Annotated in this window: 16 protein-coding genes and 1 tRNA gene; 11 read left to right on the top strand and 6 right to left on the bottom strand. The window is 57.8% G+C overall.

Annotated elements, in window-relative coordinates:
* Positions 1 to 21 precede the first annotated feature (21 nt).
* The 6 genes from feoB to gltX form a co-directional block, all read right to left on the bottom strand.
* Positions 22 to 2,235 (bottom strand): ferrous iron transport protein B, encoded by a 2,214-nt coding sequence (gene feoB, locus HNQ81_RS12310; protein WP_183351603.1) that lies wholly within the window; start codon positions 2,233 to 2,235, stop codon positions 22 to 24.
* Positions 2,236 to 2,296: 61 nt separating this feature from the next.
* Positions 2,297 to 2,530, bottom strand: coding sequence for a FeoA family protein (locus HNQ81_RS12305; RefSeq protein ID WP_183351602.1), 234 nt, complete (start codon positions 2,528 to 2,530; stop codon positions 2,297 to 2,299).
* 1 nt (position 2,531) lies between these two features.
* Positions 2,532 to 2,711 carry a FeoB-associated Cys-rich membrane protein gene (locus HNQ81_RS18170; RefSeq protein WP_183351601.1) on the bottom strand — a complete coding sequence of 60 codons (180 nt, stop codon included), beginning with the start codon at positions 2,709 to 2,711 and terminating at the stop codon, positions 2,532 to 2,534.
* A 91-nt stretch (positions 2,712 to 2,802) separates the two neighbouring features.
* Positions 2,803 to 3,114, bottom strand: coding sequence for a FeoA family protein (locus tag HNQ81_RS12295; protein WP_183351600.1), 312 nt, complete (start codon positions 3,112 to 3,114; stop codon positions 2,803 to 2,805).
* Positions 3,115 to 3,325: 211 nt separating this feature from the next.
* Complete coding sequence (locus tag HNQ81_RS12290; RefSeq protein WP_183351599.1) at positions 3,326 to 5,020, bottom strand: glutamine--tRNA ligase/YqeY domain fusion protein; 1,695 nt, start codon at positions 5,018 to 5,020, stop codon at positions 3,326 to 3,328.
* Positions 5,021 to 5,048: 28 nt separating this feature from the next.
* A complete protein-coding gene (gltX, locus tag HNQ81_RS12285; RefSeq protein ID WP_183351598.1) occupies positions 5,049 to 6,533 on the bottom strand; it encodes a glutamate--tRNA ligase in 1,485 nt (494 codons plus the stop codon).
* 505 nt (positions 6,534 to 7,038) lie between these two features.
* Here gltX and serA point away from each other — a divergent pair.
* From serA to rho, 11 genes are all read left to right on the top strand, one after another.
* Entirely contained in the window at positions 7,039 to 8,631 is a 1,593-nt protein-coding gene (gene serA / locus HNQ81_RS12280; RefSeq protein WP_183351597.1) for a phosphoglycerate dehydrogenase, read from the top strand.
* Between the two features lie 127 nt (positions 8,632 to 8,758).
* Positions 8,759 to 9,007, top strand: coding sequence for a DUF1844 domain-containing protein (locus HNQ81_RS12275; protein ID WP_240191676.1), 249 nt, complete (start codon positions 8,759 to 8,761; stop codon positions 9,005 to 9,007).
* 54 nt (positions 9,008 to 9,061) lie between these two features.
* Positions 9,062 to 9,985 carry a 4-(cytidine 5'-diphospho)-2-C-methyl-D-erythritol kinase gene (ispE, locus tag HNQ81_RS12270; protein WP_183351595.1) on the top strand — a complete coding sequence of 308 codons (924 nt, stop codon included), beginning with the start codon at positions 9,062 to 9,064 and terminating at the stop codon, positions 9,983 to 9,985.
* Positions 9,949 to 10,024: transfer RNA gene (locus tag HNQ81_RS12265), tRNA-Gln, on the top strand. Before ispE ends, HNQ81_RS12265 begins: the two co-directional genes overlap by 37 nt.
* Positions 10,025 to 10,061: 37 nt before the next feature.
* A complete protein-coding gene (locus HNQ81_RS12260; RefSeq protein WP_183351594.1) occupies positions 10,062 to 11,000 on the top strand; it encodes a ribose-phosphate pyrophosphokinase in 939 nt (312 codons plus the stop codon).
* Between the two features lie 129 nt (positions 11,001 to 11,129).
* Positions 11,130 to 11,666 (top strand): 50S ribosomal protein L25, encoded by a 537-nt coding sequence (locus HNQ81_RS12255; RefSeq protein ID WP_244960480.1) that lies wholly within the window; start codon positions 11,130 to 11,132, stop codon positions 11,664 to 11,666.
* 97 nt (positions 11,667 to 11,763) lie between these two features.
* Complete coding sequence (gene pth / locus HNQ81_RS12250) at positions 11,764 to 12,357, top strand: aminoacyl-tRNA hydrolase (protein WP_183351592.1); 594 nt, start codon at positions 11,764 to 11,766, stop codon at positions 12,355 to 12,357.
* Positions 12,358 to 12,644: 287 nt separating this feature from the next.
* Complete coding sequence (locus tag HNQ81_RS12245; RefSeq protein WP_183351591.1) at positions 12,645 to 13,124, top strand: CarD family transcriptional regulator; 480 nt, start codon at positions 12,645 to 12,647, stop codon at positions 13,122 to 13,124.
* 129 nt (positions 13,125 to 13,253) lie between these two features.
* Positions 13,254 to 14,186: an RluA family pseudouridine synthase gene (locus HNQ81_RS12240; RefSeq protein ID WP_240191674.1), complete on the top strand. Its 933-nt coding sequence runs from the start codon at positions 13,254 to 13,256 to the stop codon at positions 14,184 to 14,186.
* Complete coding sequence (gene coaE / locus HNQ81_RS12235) at positions 14,183 to 14,833, top strand: dephospho-CoA kinase (protein WP_183351590.1); 651 nt, start codon at positions 14,183 to 14,185, stop codon at positions 14,831 to 14,833. Before HNQ81_RS12240 ends, coaE begins: the two co-directional genes overlap by 4 nt.
* A gap of 407 nt (positions 14,834 to 15,240) precedes the next feature.
* Positions 15,241 to 16,491: a transcription termination factor Rho gene (rho, locus tag HNQ81_RS12230; RefSeq protein WP_183351589.1), complete on the top strand. Its 1,251-nt coding sequence runs from the start codon at positions 15,241 to 15,243 to the stop codon at positions 16,489 to 16,491.
* Positions 16,492 to 16,515: the final 24 nt, after the last annotated feature.

The raw sequence follows: 16,515 nt of genomic DNA, 5'->3' as shown, positions 1-16,515 counted from the left end.
ATGGGCCCCGATCGCCGGGTCCTAGCCGAGATGGAAGAAACTGCCGATCTGGAACACGAGCACGGCAAGGATGAAGGCGAAAACGGTATTGAAGCCGATCGAGAACAGGGCCCATCGCCATGATGCCTCCCGGGCGATGCAGATCACAGTGACGAAACAGGGGGCATAGAACATGATGAAGACCAGGGCGGCGACCGCTACGACCCGGTTCCAGTTCGAATCCTTTTTAAGACGCTCGCCGAGCGATTCCGTTTGGTCCGTATTTACCTCCCCCATCGAGTAGGCGGTACCGAGGGTCGAGATGATGACCTCCTTGGCGGCAAACCCGCCGATCAGGGCGATATTGGTGCGCCAGTCGAAACCGGCGAGGTGTGATACCGTTTCGACGGCGATGCCGATCCTGCCGGCGAGTGAATGGCGTAACGCCTCCTCGGCCTCCCTTTTGTTGATTTCCTGCAGCTGTCCGGCAAGATCCGTCGCTGCCGCGGAGAGCACGGTGCGTTCCTGGGCCTGTTCGGCAACGATAGTCTCGTCGTACCCGGAGGCAATATTCTGCCGCATCGCCTCGTAGCCGGCCAACCGTTCGGCCGGGAGTTGCGGGAAAGTCATCATCGCCCACAGCAGGATCGAGATCCCGAGAATGACTGTCCCCGCCTTTTTGATGTACTGCCAGGTCCGCTCCCAGGTGTGAATGAGCAGCCCGCGCATGGTGGGGAAACGGTAGGGCGGCAGTTCCATGACAAACGGCGTCGGCGCCCCGCGCAGCACCGTCGAGCGCAGCAGTCTGGCGGCCAGCAGGGCGACGATCCAGGCCAGCATGGTGAAGAGGAACATGTACTGGGCCTTGTTGTCGCTGAAGAAGGCGCCGATCAGCAGGGCCAGTACCGGCATCTTGGCGCCGCAATTCATGAACGGGACGGTCAGCAGGGTGGCCATCCGCTCCTTTGGCGACCGCAGGGTGCGGGTGGCCATGACCCCGGGGACGGCGCAGCCGCCGGCAATGCCGCCGGAAACGATGAACGGCATCACCGAAGAGCCGTGCAGGCCGAAGATCCTGAAGACCCGGTCCATCATGTAGGCGACCCGGGCGAGGTAGCCCGAGTCTTCGAGGATGGCGATGGCGAAAAACATGAACATGATCAGCGGCACAAAACCGAGAACGCCGCCGACGCCGCCGATGATTCCGGAGATCACGAGGGATTTGAGGCGGCCGTCGGGGAGGATCGTCTCGGTTGCAGCGGAGAGCCAGCCGAAAAAATCCTCGAGCAGGGCCACCGGCAGTTCGCTCCAGGAGAAGGTGAACTGGTAGACCCCGAACAGGATCGCCAGCATGATCACCGGTCCGATCAGGCGGTTGGTGAGCACCTGGTCGATCCGGTCGGAGGTGTAGAGGCGATCGGTGTCGAACTTGTGAGTCACGACTCCCTGGCGGATGATCGACTTGATGAACCCATAACGGTGGTCGGCGATGATTGCTTCCGGGTAGACGTCGAGCGTTTTGGTCGTGTGTTCGCAGACCGAGTTGACAATGGCCTCAAGCTCGGCGGCGGTTGCCGGGTCGGTGTCTTTTCCCTTCGCCAGGATCTGTTCATCGTTCTCAAGGTATTTGAGAGCGATGTATCGCGGCGGGTACAGTCCGTCGACGAAATGCGTCGCCTCGATCTTCGGCACCAGCGCGGCGATTGCGGCATCGAGGTCGTCGCCGTAGGAGATGTCGCGTGGCTGCCACGACTGTTTTCTGGCGGCAACGGCAAGGGCTTCGTCGATCAATTTATCCTTGCCGAACCCGGAACGGGCGATGATCGGCACGACGGGAACTCCCAGGAGGTCAGCGAGTTTGTCGGCCTTGATCTCAATGCCGCGATCGCGTGCCACATCCACCATGTTCAGGGCGATGACGAGCGGCACGCCGAGTTCGAGAAACTGGCAGGTCAGGTAGAGATTGCGCTCGAGGTTGGAGGCATCGACGATGTTGATGACGACCTCCGGGCGGTTGCTGATCAGGTAATCGCGGGCGACCAGTTCCTCGGCCGAGTAGGCGGTCATCGAGTAGGTGCCGGGGAGATCGGTGATGGTAATTCTCGTTCCCTGGTGCTCGAGCAGTCCTTCCTTGTGGTCGACGGTAATGCCGGGGTAGTTGCCGACGTGCTGCCGGGCGCCGGTGAGTTGGTTGAACAAAGTGGTTTTGCCGGCGTTGGGGTTGCCCGCAAGGGCCATGATTACTTGTCTGGTCATGAATTCCTGGAGATGCGTCGGAAGGAAGAGGGGAAATGGGGTAAAAGTACGGGGGGAGCGCTTATTGGACCTCGACCTGGATATAGTCGGCTTCACTGTTGCGTAGCGTCAGGGTGCCGTTCATGACCCTGATCGCCACCGGATCGTTCAGGGGGGCTCGCCCGTGGATGGTGATCTGTGCTCCCGGAATAAGACCCATCTCCCGGATACGACGGCCGAGTTCGCCGCCAATCTTGATGGCGCGGATGGTTCCCGTTTGTCCTTTCTGCATCTGCCTGAGGAGTAGTGTCTGCATGTCAGTTCCTCGTTTCGGGCTGTTTCCTGCTATCACAGATCGAGTCGCAACCTGCGCATCCGCAACCGCAGGTGATGCTCGCCCCTGGACTGAAAGCGGCACGCCACTGCTTGTATAGTCTGCGTCCAATGAAGAATACGGCTGTCGCGATGATCAGCCAGATAATGATGTCCTGCCACATATATCCCCTCCGTCGTTGCCGTCAGTTAGGGAAGCCTAATTGGGTTGGCGAAAAAAAAGAGCCCGCAGCCACGGGCTCTGCACAGTTGTCGTTACAGGGCAGTGACGAGGATGTTGTCGCTGACGCTGTTGTCGAGACTGATGGTTCCACCCTCGATCTTGAGGATGCATTGGCTGCCGTTCTTCGGACAGATGACCTCCGCCTCGATTCCGGGATAGACGCCCATCGAGGCCATCCTCGCACACAGTCGCCTGTCGCCTGTAACCTTGCAGATGCGGATCCGACCGGCCTTGCCTTTCTGCGACAGAGGGCCGATGGTTCCAGGACATTTCTCTTTGCCCCAGCACTTCCGCATCCGGTTGGCGAAACAGTGGCAGCCGCTGTGTAAGTCTTTCAGGCCCATGTTGTTCTCCATCTTGAAAAGATAATATTAGGTACAACAAACATTAGGCACAGTCAACTGATATTTCAAGGAGGCGGAAGAATATCAGGGGGGACTAATATTTCGGCTGTCGGTCGTCGGTGGGACAGGCCTTGACAGCGGCCTGGCGGAGGCGCGACCGGGATCGAGGCAGGTGGATCGAACCGCATCAATCCCGGCTGGGGAGAACGAATCAGTTTATCTTCTGCTGAGTTTTGGCCCAGGTGTCGCGCAGGGTGACAATCCGGTTGAAGACCGGTTTGCCGGGCTGCGAATCGACGGTATCGGCACAGAAGTACCCCTGGCGCTCGAACTGCACCTGGGTGCCGGCGGCAAGGTCGGTCAGGGACGGTTCGGCCATCGCCGCCTCGATGCAGATGCGCGAGTGGGGATTGAGGTGCTGTTTGAAATTGATGTCCTTGTCCGCCTCCGGATTTTCGGCGACAAACAGCCGGTCGTAGAGCCGGACCTGGCAGGGCAGGGCGTGACGGGCGGAGACCCAGTGGATGGTCCCCTTGACCTTGCGGCCGTCCGGCGTCGATCCGCCCCGGGTGGCAGGGTCGTAGGTGCAGTGGATCTCCCGGATGGTCCCGTCCTCGTCCTTGACGACGGAGGTGCAGGTGATGAGATAGCCGTAACGCAGCCGGACCTCGCGGCCGGGGCCGAGGCGGTGGAATTTCGCCGGCGGGTTCTCCATGAAGTCCGCCCGTTCGATGTGGAGTTCGCGTGAGAACGGCAGCATGCGACTGCCCATGGCCGGATCCTGGGGGTGGTTGACCGCCTCCATTTCCTCCACCTGTTCCTCGGGGTAATTGTCGATGACGACCTTGACCGGGTCGAGGACGCACATCACCCGCGGGGCGGTGGCGTTGAGATCGTCGCGGACCGCGTTCTCGAGCACGGTCATGTCGATCCAGCTCTCCCGTTTGCCGAGGCCGATCTCGTGGCAGAAATTGCGGATCGCGGCCGGGGTGTAGCCCCGGCGCCTGAGCCCGGAAATGGTCAGCATCCGCGGGTCGTCCCAGCCGTCGACATAGCCTTCCTTCACCAACTGCAGCAGTTTGCGTTTGCTCATGACGGTGAAGGTCAGGTTGAGGCGGGCGAATTCGATCTGCTGCGGATGGCAGGGGGTCTGCAGGGTGTCGAGAACCCAGTCGTAGAGCGGCCGGTGGTCCTCGAACTCGAGGGTGCACAGCGAGTGGGTGATCCCTTCGATGGCATCGGACAGGCAGTGGGTGTAGTCGTACATCGGGTAGATGCACCAGGTGTCGCCGGTGCGGTGGTGCGGCACCTTGAGAATCCGGTAGATGACCGGGTCGCGCAGGTTGAGGTTGGGGGAGGCCATGTCGATTTTGGCCCGCAGGACATGGCTGCCCTCCTCGAACTCGCCGGTTTTCATCCGCTCGAAGAGATGAAGGTTTTCCTCGACGCTGCGGTTACGCCAGGGGCTCTCCCGCCCCGGTTCGGTCAGGGTGCCGCGGTACTCCCTGATGGCCTCGGCCGAGAGCTCGCAGACGTAGGCCTTGCCGAGCCGGATCAGCTGCAGGGCATAGTCGTGGAGGGCGGGAAAATAGTCGGAGGCATAGAACAGCTTGTCGTGCCAGTCGAACCCGAGCCACCTGACATCGCGCATGATCGATTCGACGTAGGCGACCTCTTCCTTGCTCGGGTTGGTGTCGTCGAAACGCAGATGGCAGACCCCGTTGTTTTCCAGGGCGATGCCGAAATTGAGACAGATCGACTTGGCGTGACCGATGTGGAGAAAGCCGTTCGGCTCCGGGGGAAAGCGGGTCACCGTGGTCCGGTGCTTGCCGGTCCGGAGATCGTCGGCAATGATCTGCCTGATGAAATCGATGGGTCTGCTGGCTGTTTTCTCTGGGGTTTCCATGTCGATGGGTGTTTGCTGAGGGTGGAGGTCAAGGGGCCGGGAAAAAGCGTGAGATTTCTCGCATTCGTCTGACGACCCGGTCCCTGCCGATGACCGGCAGGATTTCGAACATCGACGGTCCGGCCAACTGGCCGGTGACGACGGTTCGCATCGCGTTGATCAGGACGCCCGGCTTGATCTCGAGTTCCTCGGCCATCTCGCGGGCGATCCGCTCGGTCTCGACAGCGTCGAAGATCACCGCCTGCGCATAACGATCGGCCAGCGCCGGCAGCCAGGTCGTCAGATCGGGAAACTTCAGGACATTTTTCTGCAGCGGCTTGTCCTCGACGGTGAAATCGTCGGCAAAGTAGGCCCGGCCGAGGCTGGTGAAGTCCTTCAGGGTATGGAAGCGGTCACGGATAAGATCGATGGTGTGGAAAAACCATGCCTGTCGGTCGCCGGCCCAGGCGTCATCCCACAGTCCCTCCGCTTCCAGTTCCTTTCTCACCATCGGCGCCAGTTCGGCGATCGGCATGGTCCGCAGGTAGTGCTCGTTGATGGCGATGGCCTTCGGGTCGGTGAAGAACTTCGGATCGTCACGGCGGAAGTTGAAGACGGCACTCGATTTGTTGATCCGCTCGAGGGTGAAGGCCTGTATCAGTTCCTCGCGGGAGAAGATCTCCCGGTCGTCGCCGGGCGACCAGCCGAGGAGGACGAGGAAGTTGTTGAAGGCCCAGGGGATGAAACCATGATCACGGTAGAAATGAACGGCGACGATCTCGCCGTGGCTGCGCTTGGAGATCTTCGCCTTCTTGGTGTCGAGTGTCAGCGGGATATGGGCGAAGACCGGGAGCGGCGCATCCAGGGCCTCGTAGAGCAGAACCTGCCTGATGGTGTTGGTCATGTGGTCCTGGCCGCGGATGATGTGGGTGATGCGATCGCGGATGTCGTCGACGACGTTGGAGAGAAGGTACAATGGCTTGCCGTTGGAGCGGAGGATGACGAAGTCGTCCACCTCCCGGTAATCGCATTCGATCCGGCCTAGAACCTTGTCGTCGTAGCCGAGCAGACCTTGGCGGTCGGGGACCTTGAAGCGGATCACCGAGGGGAGCCCGGCCGCCTGTTTCTCCGCCACCTGTTCCGGGGTCAGGTCGCGGCAGGTCCGGTCGTAGCCGAGCGCCTGTTTGGCGGCGAGCGCCTTTTCCCGCTTGGCATCGAGTTCCTCCTTGGTACAGAAGCAGCGGTAGGCGTGGCCGGCCTGCAGGAGTTTCCCGGCGGCGGCGACATGATCGGCGGTGAAATCAGTCTGAAAATAGGGGCCTTCGTCGTAGGTGATGCCCAGCCACTCCAGGCCCTCGATAATGCCGCGGATCGATTCTTCGGTTGAGCGCTCGGCATCGGTGTCCTCGATCCGGAGGATCAGCTTGCCGCCGGTTTTTTTTGCATACAGCCAGTTGTAGAGCGCCGTGCGGGCCCCGCCGATATGGAGATAACCGGTGGGGCTCGGTGGAAAACGCAGTCGTGTTTCAGTCATCAACAACTCCTGTTCGAAAGTGTCGGGCGAACTTCGCCGGACCGGATATCAAGGCAAGGATCGGATGCCGGGATGGTTGGTCGGTTGAAAACAACTATTGGTATTTTCAAGTGGATTCGCAATCCATGGATAACATTTTCAGCCGATTCGGGCACTGCCCGCGACGGCAGGAACACGCGGGTGACAGCCCCCGAGGCGAATGCTTTATATCGTCTTCACTGGATTTGTTCAACATAATCATTGATGGAATACACCCCGGGCAGTCGGAGACAATCCTGTTCTTGTCCAATACCGACCGGCGAAACTCCGCTGCCTCGTATTTTTATTGTCCTCTTCCAAGGATATCATTATAATTACCGATTTTATCGGGCAAATAATCTCAGGAGAATCGCCTCCGTTGCCGGGACCGACGAGGGCGACATTCGGTGAAATTTGCCCACTTGCAGATGAAAGCAGCCTGTTCCGATGTCGGGCAGGCGTACACAGCGAAGGAGAAGGAGCGGAGATGAAGGTACTGATCAGTGACAATCTGTCGCCTGCGGGTGTCAAGATACTGGAGGCAGCCGGGCTCGAGGTGGATAGTATCCCAGGCCTGAAACCCGAGGAGCTGAAGAAGATCATCGGCAATTACGAGGGGCTGGTCATCCGCAGCGCCACGAAGGTCACGGCCGACCTGCTCGAGGCGGCCCACAGGCTCAAGGTCGTCGGCCGTGCCGGTATCGGCTTGGACAACGTCGATATCCCGGCTGCCAGCCAGAAGGGCATCGTGGTGATGAATGCCCCGAGCGGCAACGCTACCACCGCGGCAGAGCATGCGATCGCGATGATGATGTCTCTGTCCCGCAACATCCCGCAGGCGACGGCTTCGATGAAGGCGGGCAAGTGGGAAAAGAAGAGTTTCATGGGCAGGGAACTGACAGGCAAGACCCTTGGCGTCGTCGGTATCGGCAGGATCGGCGGTATCGCCGCCAGCCGGGCGCAGGGGCTGAAGATGAAGACCATCGCCTACGACCCCCATATGCCGAAGGAAATGGCGGAAAAGATCGGGGTCGAGCTGGTCGATCTGCTGGAGCTGGCGAACCGGGCCGATTACATCACCGTTCATGTCCCGCTGACCAAGGAGACCAGGAATCTGCTGTCCACCGATTTCTTCAAGGCGATGAAGAAGGATGCGATGTTTATCGACTGTGCCCGGGGCGGGGTCTGCGACGAGCAGGCGCTGTACGAGGCGCTGGTCGACGGCGAGATCGCCGGGGCGGCGCTCGATGTCTTTTCCAGCGAACCGACCACGCTTGAAGGCTGTCCGTTGCTCGGCCTGAAGAATTTCATCTGTACGCCGCACCTTGGCGCCTCGACCAGTGAGGCCCAGGAAAACGTCGCCCTGATCATCGCCGAGCAGGTGGCCGACTATCTTCTCCGCGGCTCGGTTACCAACGCGGTCAACGTCCCCTCGGTCAGCGCCGACGTCCTGGCCCAGGTCGGACCCTACATCACCCTCGGCGAGATGCTGGGCTCCCTGCACATGCAGATGGCGAAGGGAGGGGTGCAGACCATCAATATCGAATACAGCGGCCAGCTGGCGGATCTCAACACCGCCCCGGTGACGGTGGCCTTTCTCAAAGGCCTGTTCACCCCGATCCTCCAGGATGCGGTGAACTATGTCAATGCCCCGGTTATCGCCAAGGACCGTGGCATCAGGGTCGTCGAGTCGAAATCGGAAAAAGCCCATGATTTCAATAATGTTCTGTCGGCAAAAGTTGTCACCACCGAGGGGGAGAATATCCTTGTCGGCACCGTTTTCGGCAAAAACGAGCCACGACTGGTCCGTCTCAATTCGTTCCGCCTGGAGGCGTTGCCGTCAGGCCCGATGCTGCTGGTTTACAATAAAGATGTCCCGGGCGTGATCGGCGCCCTCGGTACCACCCTCGGCACGGCCGGGGTCAATATCTCCCGGATGACCGTCGGGCGGGAAGAGGAAAGCAACCAGAATATCATTTTCCTCAGTACCGACGAATTGATTTCCCGGGAACTGCTCGCCAAGGTGCGGGAGTTGGAACATATCGACGATGCGGTGGTTCTTGAGTTGAACCGCTTCTAAAGACAATTCTGGCACTGTGGAAGGGGAGGACGAAAGTATGGTGGAACAGACGACGGCAAAGAACGGGCAGACGGAAGATTGCCATTGTGAAGAAGGAAAGGTCCCGGATCGGCATGGAAAATGTGTCATGCCGGAAGTTACTTTCCCGGCCTTTATCATGTCTTTGAACACCTCCGTCCTCTACCATCTCGGGGAGATCGGCGATCCCGCCACCGGCAGGAGAGAACCGGACTTCGATCTGGCGCGGCACGCTATCGACACCCTGGTCCTGCTGGAACAGAAGACCAGAGGCAATCTTGACAAGGATGAAGAGGAACTGCTGAAGAACATCATCTATGATGTGAAGCTGCGGTTTGTCACGGCCGTGAAAAGATAGCCCGTCGATCGACGGCGGATGTGTGGGGGTATCGAGAGATGCCTCCGACTTCCTATGACGGATTTCAATCACCATCGGGCCGTGGTGCTCCTCGCCCCGGCCAAGATCAACCTCTTTCTGCATGTTCGCCGCAAGCGGGCGGATGGGTATCACGATCTTGAGACCTGGATGCAAAAGCTCGATTTCGGCGACACGATCGAACTGTGCCTCCGCAAGGATGGTCTTGTACGTCTCGATTGCAGCGATCCATCGTTGCCAGCGGACCGGTCGAATCTTGCCTGGAAGGCGGCCGATGCGTTTTTCTTCGCCAGCCGACGGGGGAAGGGGTGTGGAGTCGATATCCGGATAGGGAAGAGGATTCCCGTGGCAGCCGGGCTTGGCGGCGGCAGCAGCGATGCCGGAACGGTTCTGCGGGGATTGAACAGTCTGTTCGACAGCGAATTTTCCCGCTCGGAACTGTGCGCCATGGCCCTGCGCCTCGGGGCCGATGTCCCGTTTTTTGTCGTCGAGGATGACGCTGTTCTGGCCGAAGGGGTCGGGGAGGTGATGTACCCGGTACCAAGCCTGAAAGGCTACAGCGTTCTCCTTGTAAATCCTGGATTTTCTGTTTCCACCCGTTGGGTGTATGAGAATTTAGGATTGACAAGTACATTGAAAGAATCTAAATTAGCGAGTTTTCGAAAAGATGCGCCCGATACACCGTCACTGGGTACTCTCTCGAATGACCTGGAACGCGTCACCCTTGCTCAATATCCGGAACTGGCAAGTATCAAAGAAAATCTTCTGGAAGCGGGAGCTGAAGTTGCGCTGATGTCGGGGAGCGGACCAACGGTGTACGGCCTGTTTCCCGATGTATCGATCAGCACCGCGGAGATGCAGACAATCGCGGTCAGGATGAAGCGCAAATTCGGGAAGATGGTATTTGTTGCACGGGCGAAGAGTGGGGCGTCGCCAAGCGGTAAAGGCACCGGGTTTTGATCCCGGCATTCGTAGGTTCGAATCCTTCCGCCCCAGCCAATCATGCGTTTGATCATTCTATGAGAAGTACAGGACGATGGCCAATATAATCAAAATTTTCTCTGGAAATGCCCACAAAGATTTAGCCCTTGATATCGCCACTCACCTCGATCTGCCCTTGTCCAAGGCGGAGGTGAAGAAATTCAGCGACGGCGAAATCTTTGTCGAGATCGGGGAGAATGTCCGGGGAACGGATGTCTTCGTCGTCCAGCCCACCTGTACGCCAGTCAACGATCACCTGATGGAACTGGTGATCATGGTGGACGCGCTGCGCCGGGCCTCGGCCAGGAGAATCACCGCCGTGATTCCCTATTACGGCTATGCCCGGCAGGATCGCAAAAATGCCCCCCGGGTACCGATAACGGCCAAGGTCGTCGCCGAGATGCTGATGGTGGTGGGGGTGCGGCGGGTACTCTGCATGGACCTCCACGCCGGACAGATCCAGGGGTTCTTCAATATTCCGGTCGATCATCTCTATGCCGCGCCGGTGTTGTTGAAACATATCGATAGCCTGTACGAAAACCCGATCATGGTCTCCCCCGATGCGGGTGGGGTCGAGCGGACCCGGGCCTTTGCCAAGCGGCTGAACACCGGGCTGGCGATCATCGACAAACGGCGTGATCGCCCCAACGAGTGCGAGGCCTTGCACGTGATCGGTGATGTCAAGGGCAAGACGGCGATTTTGCTTGACGATATGGTTGATACGGCCGGTACCTTGTGCAGCGCGGCCGCCACGCTGCTGAAAAATGGAGCGAAAGAGGTGCATGCCTGTTGTTCGCACCCGGTGCTCTCCGGTCCGGCGGTCGAACGCATCACCAACTCCGAGATTAAAACACTGGTTGTGACCAACTCCATCCCCTTGCGGGAAGAGGCGGAACGGTGCGGCAAGATCAAGGTTCTTTCGGTGTCCTCGCTTCTGGCCGAGGCCATTCGTCGTATACATAATGAAGACTCGGTCAGTTCGCTGTTTGTGTGATTGATCTGTGAACATTGCGATATAAAATAACGTATTATTACAAAAACCGCCCGGCTGTACTGGAACTCTTTCCTGCGCCGGCCATTGGGTGAAGGAGGAAGTATGCTTCAGGTGGAATTGTCGGCTTCGATGAGGACTTCAGCAGGCAAAGGTGCAATGCGGCAGCTGCGGATGAAAGGTAAGACTCCGGCAGTTGTCTATGGTGGCGGCGCTGCGGCGCTGTCCCTGGAGATGGATACGAAGACGCTGATGCAGCAGTTGCTCGAGATCTATCGCCAGAATGCAGTGGTGACGCTCAAGATCGATGGAGACAAGGATCGCTACGTCCTCGTCGGGGAAGTACAGACCGATCCGGTCCGTGACACACTGATCCATGCCGACTTCTGTGAGATCGACCTGCAGAAGGTGCGGCGTTTTGACGTGCCGATCGTCTATACCGGAATTGCCAAGGGTGTCGACCTGGGTGGAGAGATGTTCGTCGAGCACGACAGCGTCACCCTCGAAGGCTTGCCGCTCGAAATCCCCGATCAGTTTTCCCTTGCGGTTACCGATTTGAAGATCGGCGACCACATGACTTTCGGCGATATCTCCCTGCCGCCGAGCCTGAAACTCATTTCCAGGGCGGATACGGTCTGCGTCAAGGTGGACAAGAAGATCAATGTCTAAATAGCTGGCGGTGCCGCATGGCACCACGGCATCGAATCAAAAACAGATCCGGAAAGATCATGTCTTTCCGGATCTGTTTTTTCTTTCATTGGAACGCATGGTTGAGAGCGATCATCTCATCGTTGGCCTGGGAAATCCGGGGGCGGACTATCTGAATACCCGCCACAATGTCGGGTTTATCGTCGTTGACGAACTGGCCCGCAGGTGGGGGGGCGATTTTTCTACTGGGAAATGGCAGGCGTTTTTCCTGCGCACCTCTCTCGATGGCAGGCGTGTTCACCTCCTGAAGCCGACGACGTATATGAACCTCAGCGGCAAGGTTGTCGTCCGTTACGCGGATTACTACAAAATCCCCGTCGCGAATATCCTGGTCATCCACGATGATCTCGATATGGCCCCGGGCCGACTCAAACTGGTCAACGGGGGCGGTGCGGGCGGCCATAACGGTGTTCGATCGTTGATCCAGTTTCTTTCATCCAGTGATTTCCCGCGCCTGAAGATCGGTATCGGTCGTCCTGGAAAGGGGGGGATCCATGCCGATATCGCCGTCGAGCGATTCGTGTTGTCTCTGATGACCGATGACGAACGGCGTCTCCTCGAGGAAAGGATGGATGTCATCGAAGAGGGTATGCGTCTCTATTTCGATAAGGGTTCTGCCTCGGCGATGAATCTGGTTAATAGCGTCAAATAATCGAAATAACATCATAAATAATCTTGCCTCTGGATCGTTCGGGACTCCGCCTGTGGAAAAACAAGGCAATTTTCAACAAAATATGGTAGGTTAGTATTCCACATCGGAGAATTAATCCCGCGCATTCACAATGATTGCAGAACTCCTGGATCGTTGCGAAGTACCTGTCGTCTCTACATCTGCTGGAGATGTCCCGGAGTCTTCTATCACAATGTTGGGTAGTACCGCTTGGTAGTGTCCGCATACAGTCTCGAGTAGCATGATGTTCTTCAAGGGGAGAGATAAGAGTGTTTACTGAAGGAGATATGGCTGTATATCCAGCTCATGGCGTTGGCGTGATCAGATCGATTCAGACGCAGACCGTCGGTGGAGTAGACCATACGTTCTATGTTTTGGAGATTCTGGAAAATCACATGAAAATCATGATTCCTACCGCGAGCAGCAAGAGCGTGGGATTAAGAGCGATCGTCAACAAAAGCCAGGTGCAGGAGGTTATCGCCATCCTCGAGGATAGAACCAGCGAGATCGGGACCCAGACCTGGAACCGGCGCTATCGTGATTATATGGATAAAATCAAGACCGGTTCTGTCCACGAAGTCGCAACGGTTCTGCGCGACCTCTTTCTGCTCAGCATCGACAAGGATCTGTCATACGGTGAAAGAAAAATGCTTGATACCGCCAAGAACCTGTTGGTCAAGGAACTGTCACTGGCCCAGGATGTCGACGAGGCCAAGATCAGTCAAAAGATCGAAACCATCTTTTCCTGATAAACCGGCAGGCCGCCTGCCTCCCATGTTCCTGTTCACCTGAATGGAAACCACCTTGTTTCCTGAAAAAGAATGAGTCCCAGCGCTGTTCAGTCGCCTCGCAGCCAAGAGGAGACTGAGCCCATATCGATGACTGTTGACGGTCGAATGGTCGGCATCAGATTCGATCATTTTCTCGTTCAAACCATCCCCGATTTTTCCCGTTCAATCCTGGTTTCCTCTATCCGTTGCGGTGCGCTCAAGGTCAACGGCCATGAGCGGAAGAGCAGCTACAGGCTCAAAGAGGGAGATCGGGTCCATGGGCTGATCAGGACGGAGGATGCGGGCCTCCATGTCGAGCCCGAAAAAATTCCGCTGCAGATCCTGTTTGAGGATCAAAGCCTGTTGGCTCTATCGAAACCTCCTGGACTGGTGGTTCATCCCGGCAGCGGCAATCGTAGCGGCACCCTGGTCAATGGCCTGGTACACTACTGCAATGCCATTGCCTCGGTCGGCGACAACGCCAGACCCGGGATTGTCCATCGTCTCGACAAGGATACCTCGGGGGTAATGCTGGTTGCCAAGGACGAGCGGGTGTTGCGGTTGCTCGCCGCCGATTTCAAGGAACGGCGGGTCGACAAGGAGTACCTGGCTCTCGTGCATGGGATTCTGCCGGAAAAAAGCGGCCGGATCGTAGCGGCGATCGGCCGTCATCCGGTCAATCGTCAGAAAATGGCGGTCCTCGAAGGTGCGGGTCGCCATGCGGCGACGAACTGGCGGGTTGTAGCGGAGGCTGAGGAGCGATTCAGTCTTCTCTCCCTGACGATCGAGACCGGGCGCACCCACCAGATTCGGGTCCATGCCAGTCATATCGGTCATCCCGTGGCAGGCGATGCGGTCTATGGCGGCAGGCCCCGCGATCCCAGATTTCCCCGCCAGATGCTGCACGCCGCTCGTCTGCGTTTCGTTCATCCCATAACGAAGAACCCGCTCGATATCGTTGCACCGTTATGGCCTGATTTCGTCGCCGCGGTGGAGCAGCTTTTTGGAGAAATTCCGATGAAAATACAGGGGCTGGTATGAAGATCGCGGTAACCGGAGGGATAGGATCCGGCAAGAGCAGCGTTGCGGCGCTGCTGGCCGACGCCGTACAGGCGGATCTGTTCAGTGCCGACCTGGTCTGCCACGACCTGATGCAGCCGGATGCCGCGGGCTGGCTGGGAATCTTTGCGGCATGGGGGGAGCGTTTTCTCAAGTCCGACCGGACCATCGACAGGGGCCTCATGCGTGACGCCGTTTTCCGGGATGAGGCGATGCGCAGGCGTCTCGAGGCGATCCTTCATCCGCTCATCCGCCGCGAATTGAGGCAAAAGATGGAGGCGGTCGAAGGGGCGGGGGGCAGATGTGTCGTCGAAATTCCCCTGCTGTTCGAGGTCGGATGGCAGGACGAGTTTGATGCGACAGTTGTCGTCTACGCTCCGGAGACGGTCTGCATCAAACGGATTGTTGCCAGGGACGGCATCGACGAAGAGGCGGCACGGAGAATACTCGACGCCCAGATGTCCCCGGAGGAAAAGGCCAAAATGGCCACGCACGTCGTCAACAATGCCGGCCTGTGGGTCCAGACCGTTCAGCAGGTTTCCAGCCTTGCGCGGTTGCTGGAGAAAAAATTTATGGTTAAGGCAAAACCTGTCGATACGGCAAGACAAGGCTTGACACCGCAGAACTGAATACGTATAAGGGAGAGAGCGAAACGAAGTGCACTTCCTGCCTTTTCTCTGGTGGATCCGTATAACTTCAGTACTACACTCTTGCTGGTCATATCCCTGTCTGGGGTAGGTTTGGGTTGAATCCCGTTGTCGCTGTGAAATCACTGTTTCCGTGATACGCCTTCATTCCATTCACTTTTGATCTTATAGACCTCTATCTGAAACACGAAGTCTCTGAATTCCAATGCCTTGATGCCCCTACGCGGTGGTGAATGATCACGGTACGGATCCTTGCTGGGAAATACTATCATTTATAACATGCGGCATTTGCGACGTATGGCGATCCTGACTCATATTTTCTCCGGACCCGCTGTTCTTCGTTTGCCGTTCATCCATCCTGCCACGCGTCTTATAGGAGAAGGTTTTTAATGAATTTGGCGGAATTGAAGATGATGAAAATCGGCGAGTTGGTCAAACTCGCCCGGAATGCGAAGGTCGAGGGCTACAGTTCCATGCGCAAGCAGGAGCTGATCTTCGCCCTGCTCCAGGATCAGGCTGACAAGGATGGCAAGCTGCGGGGCAGCGGGGTTCTTGAAATACTCCCCGACGGCTTTGGTTTTCTCCGCGCCCCGGACTACAACTACCTCCCCGGTCCTGATGATATCTATGTCTCTCCCTCGCAGATCCGCCGCCTCAATCTGAGAACCGGTGATGTCATCGACGGCCTGGTCCGCTCGCCCAAGGAGGGGGAACGGTACCTGGCGCTGCTGAAGGTCGAAACGATCAATTTCGATCCGCCCGAGGCCTCGAAACAGAAGACGTTGTTCGGCAATCTCACCCCCCTTCATCCAAACGAGAAACTCAATCTGGAGTGGCAGCCCGATAACTTTTCGATGCGGGTGCTCGATATGTTCGCCCCGATCGGCAAGGGGCAGAGGGGGCTTATCGTCGCCCCGCCGCGAACCGGCAAGACGGTGCTGATGCAGAAGATCGCCAACTCGATCGTCCGCAATCACAAGGAAGTGTATCTTATCGTCCTGCTGATCGACGAACGGCCGGAGGAGGTGACCGAGATGACCAGGTCGGTCAAGACCGCCGAGGTCGTCAGTTCGACCTTCGATGAGCCGCCGCAGCGACACATCCAGGTGGCCGAGATGGTCATCGAGAAGGCCAAGAGACTGGTCGAGCACAAGAAGGATGTGGTTATCCTCCTCGACAGCATCACCCGTCTTGCCCGCGCCTACAACACGGTCACCCCGGCCAGCGGCAAGATCCTCTCCGGTGGTGTCGAAGCCAACGCTCTGCACCGGCCGAAACGGTTTTTCGGCGCCGCGCGGAATATCGAGGAAGGGGGCAGCCTGACCATCCTCGCCACGGCACTGATCGAGACCGGCAGCCGCATGGACGAGGTCATCTTCGAGGAGTTTAAGGGAACCGGCAACATGGAACTGATCCTCGATCGCAAAATGGCCGACAAGCGGATCTTCCCGGCCATCGATATCAAGCGGTCCGGGACGAGAAAGGAGGACCTGCTTCTCAAGCCGGATGTGCTCAACCGCATCTGGATCCTGCGCAAGCTGCTCAACTCGATGAACCCTTCCGACTGTATGGATTTCCTGCTGGATAAATTGAGAACGCAGAAAACCAACAAGGATTTTCTCGATTCAATGAATGGTTGATGCCTTTTCAATTAGTGTTTTGTC

This window comes from Desulfoprunum benzoelyticum (assembly GCF_014201505.1).
In the GTDB taxonomy this organism is placed as follows: domain Bacteria; phylum Desulfobacterota; class Desulfobulbia; order Desulfobulbales; family Desulfocapsaceae; genus Desulfoprunum; species Desulfoprunum benzoelyticum.
Note: the sequence above shows the minus strand (reverse complement) of the source record. Positions and strands in the feature narration are given on the sequence as shown.

What these genes read in the sequence shown, in the direction of transcription:
- feoB (WP_183351603.1), bottom strand. Translation starts at nt 2,235, where the DNA reads ATGACCAGACAAGTAATCATGGCCCTTGCGGGCAACCCCAACGCCGGC.
- HNQ81_RS12305 (WP_183351602.1), bottom strand. Translation starts at nt 2,530, where the DNA reads ATGCAGACACTACTCCTCAGGCAGATGCAGAAAGGACAAACGGGAACC.
- HNQ81_RS18170 (WP_183351601.1), bottom strand. Translation starts at nt 2,711, where the DNA reads ATGTGGCAGGACATCATTATCTGGCTGATCATCGCGACAGCCGTATTC.
- HNQ81_RS12295 (WP_183351600.1), bottom strand. Translation starts at nt 3,114, where the DNA reads ATGGGCCTGAAAGACTTACACAGCGGCTGCCACTGTTTCGCCAACCGG.
- HNQ81_RS12290 (WP_183351599.1), bottom strand. Translation starts at nt 5,020, where the DNA reads ATGGAAACCCCAGAGAAAACAGCCAGCAGACCCATCGATTTCATCAGG.
- gltX (WP_183351598.1), bottom strand. Translation starts at nt 6,533, where the DNA reads ATGACTGAAACACGACTGCGTTTTCCACCGAGCCCCACCGGTTATCTC.
- serA (WP_183351597.1), top strand. Translation starts at nt 7,039, where the DNA reads ATGAAGGTACTGATCAGTGACAATCTGTCGCCTGCGGGTGTCAAGATA.
- HNQ81_RS12275 (WP_240191676.1), top strand. Translation starts at nt 8,759, where the DNA reads ATGCCGGAAGTTACTTTCCCGGCCTTTATCATGTCTTTGAACACCTCC.
- ispE (WP_183351595.1), top strand. Translation starts at nt 9,062, where the DNA reads ATGACGGATTTCAATCACCATCGGGCCGTGGTGCTCCTCGCCCCGGCC.
- HNQ81_RS12260 (WP_183351594.1), top strand. Translation starts at nt 10,062, where the DNA reads ATGGCCAATATAATCAAAATTTTCTCTGGAAATGCCCACAAAGATTTA.
- HNQ81_RS12255 (WP_244960480.1), top strand. Translation starts at nt 11,130, where the DNA reads ATGAGGACTTCAGCAGGCAAAGGTGCAATGCGGCAGCTGCGGATGAAA.
- pth (WP_183351592.1), top strand. Translation starts at nt 11,764, where the DNA reads ATGGTTGAGAGCGATCATCTCATCGTTGGCCTGGGAAATCCGGGGGCG.
- HNQ81_RS12240 (WP_240191674.1), top strand. Translation starts at nt 13,254, where the DNA reads ATGACTGTTGACGGTCGAATGGTCGGCATCAGATTCGATCATTTTCTC.
- coaE (WP_183351590.1), top strand. Translation starts at nt 14,183, where the DNA reads ATGAAGATCGCGGTAACCGGAGGGATAGGATCCGGCAAGAGCAGCGTT.
- rho (WP_183351589.1), top strand. Translation starts at nt 15,241, where the DNA reads ATGAATTTGGCGGAATTGAAGATGATGAAAATCGGCGAGTTGGTCAAA.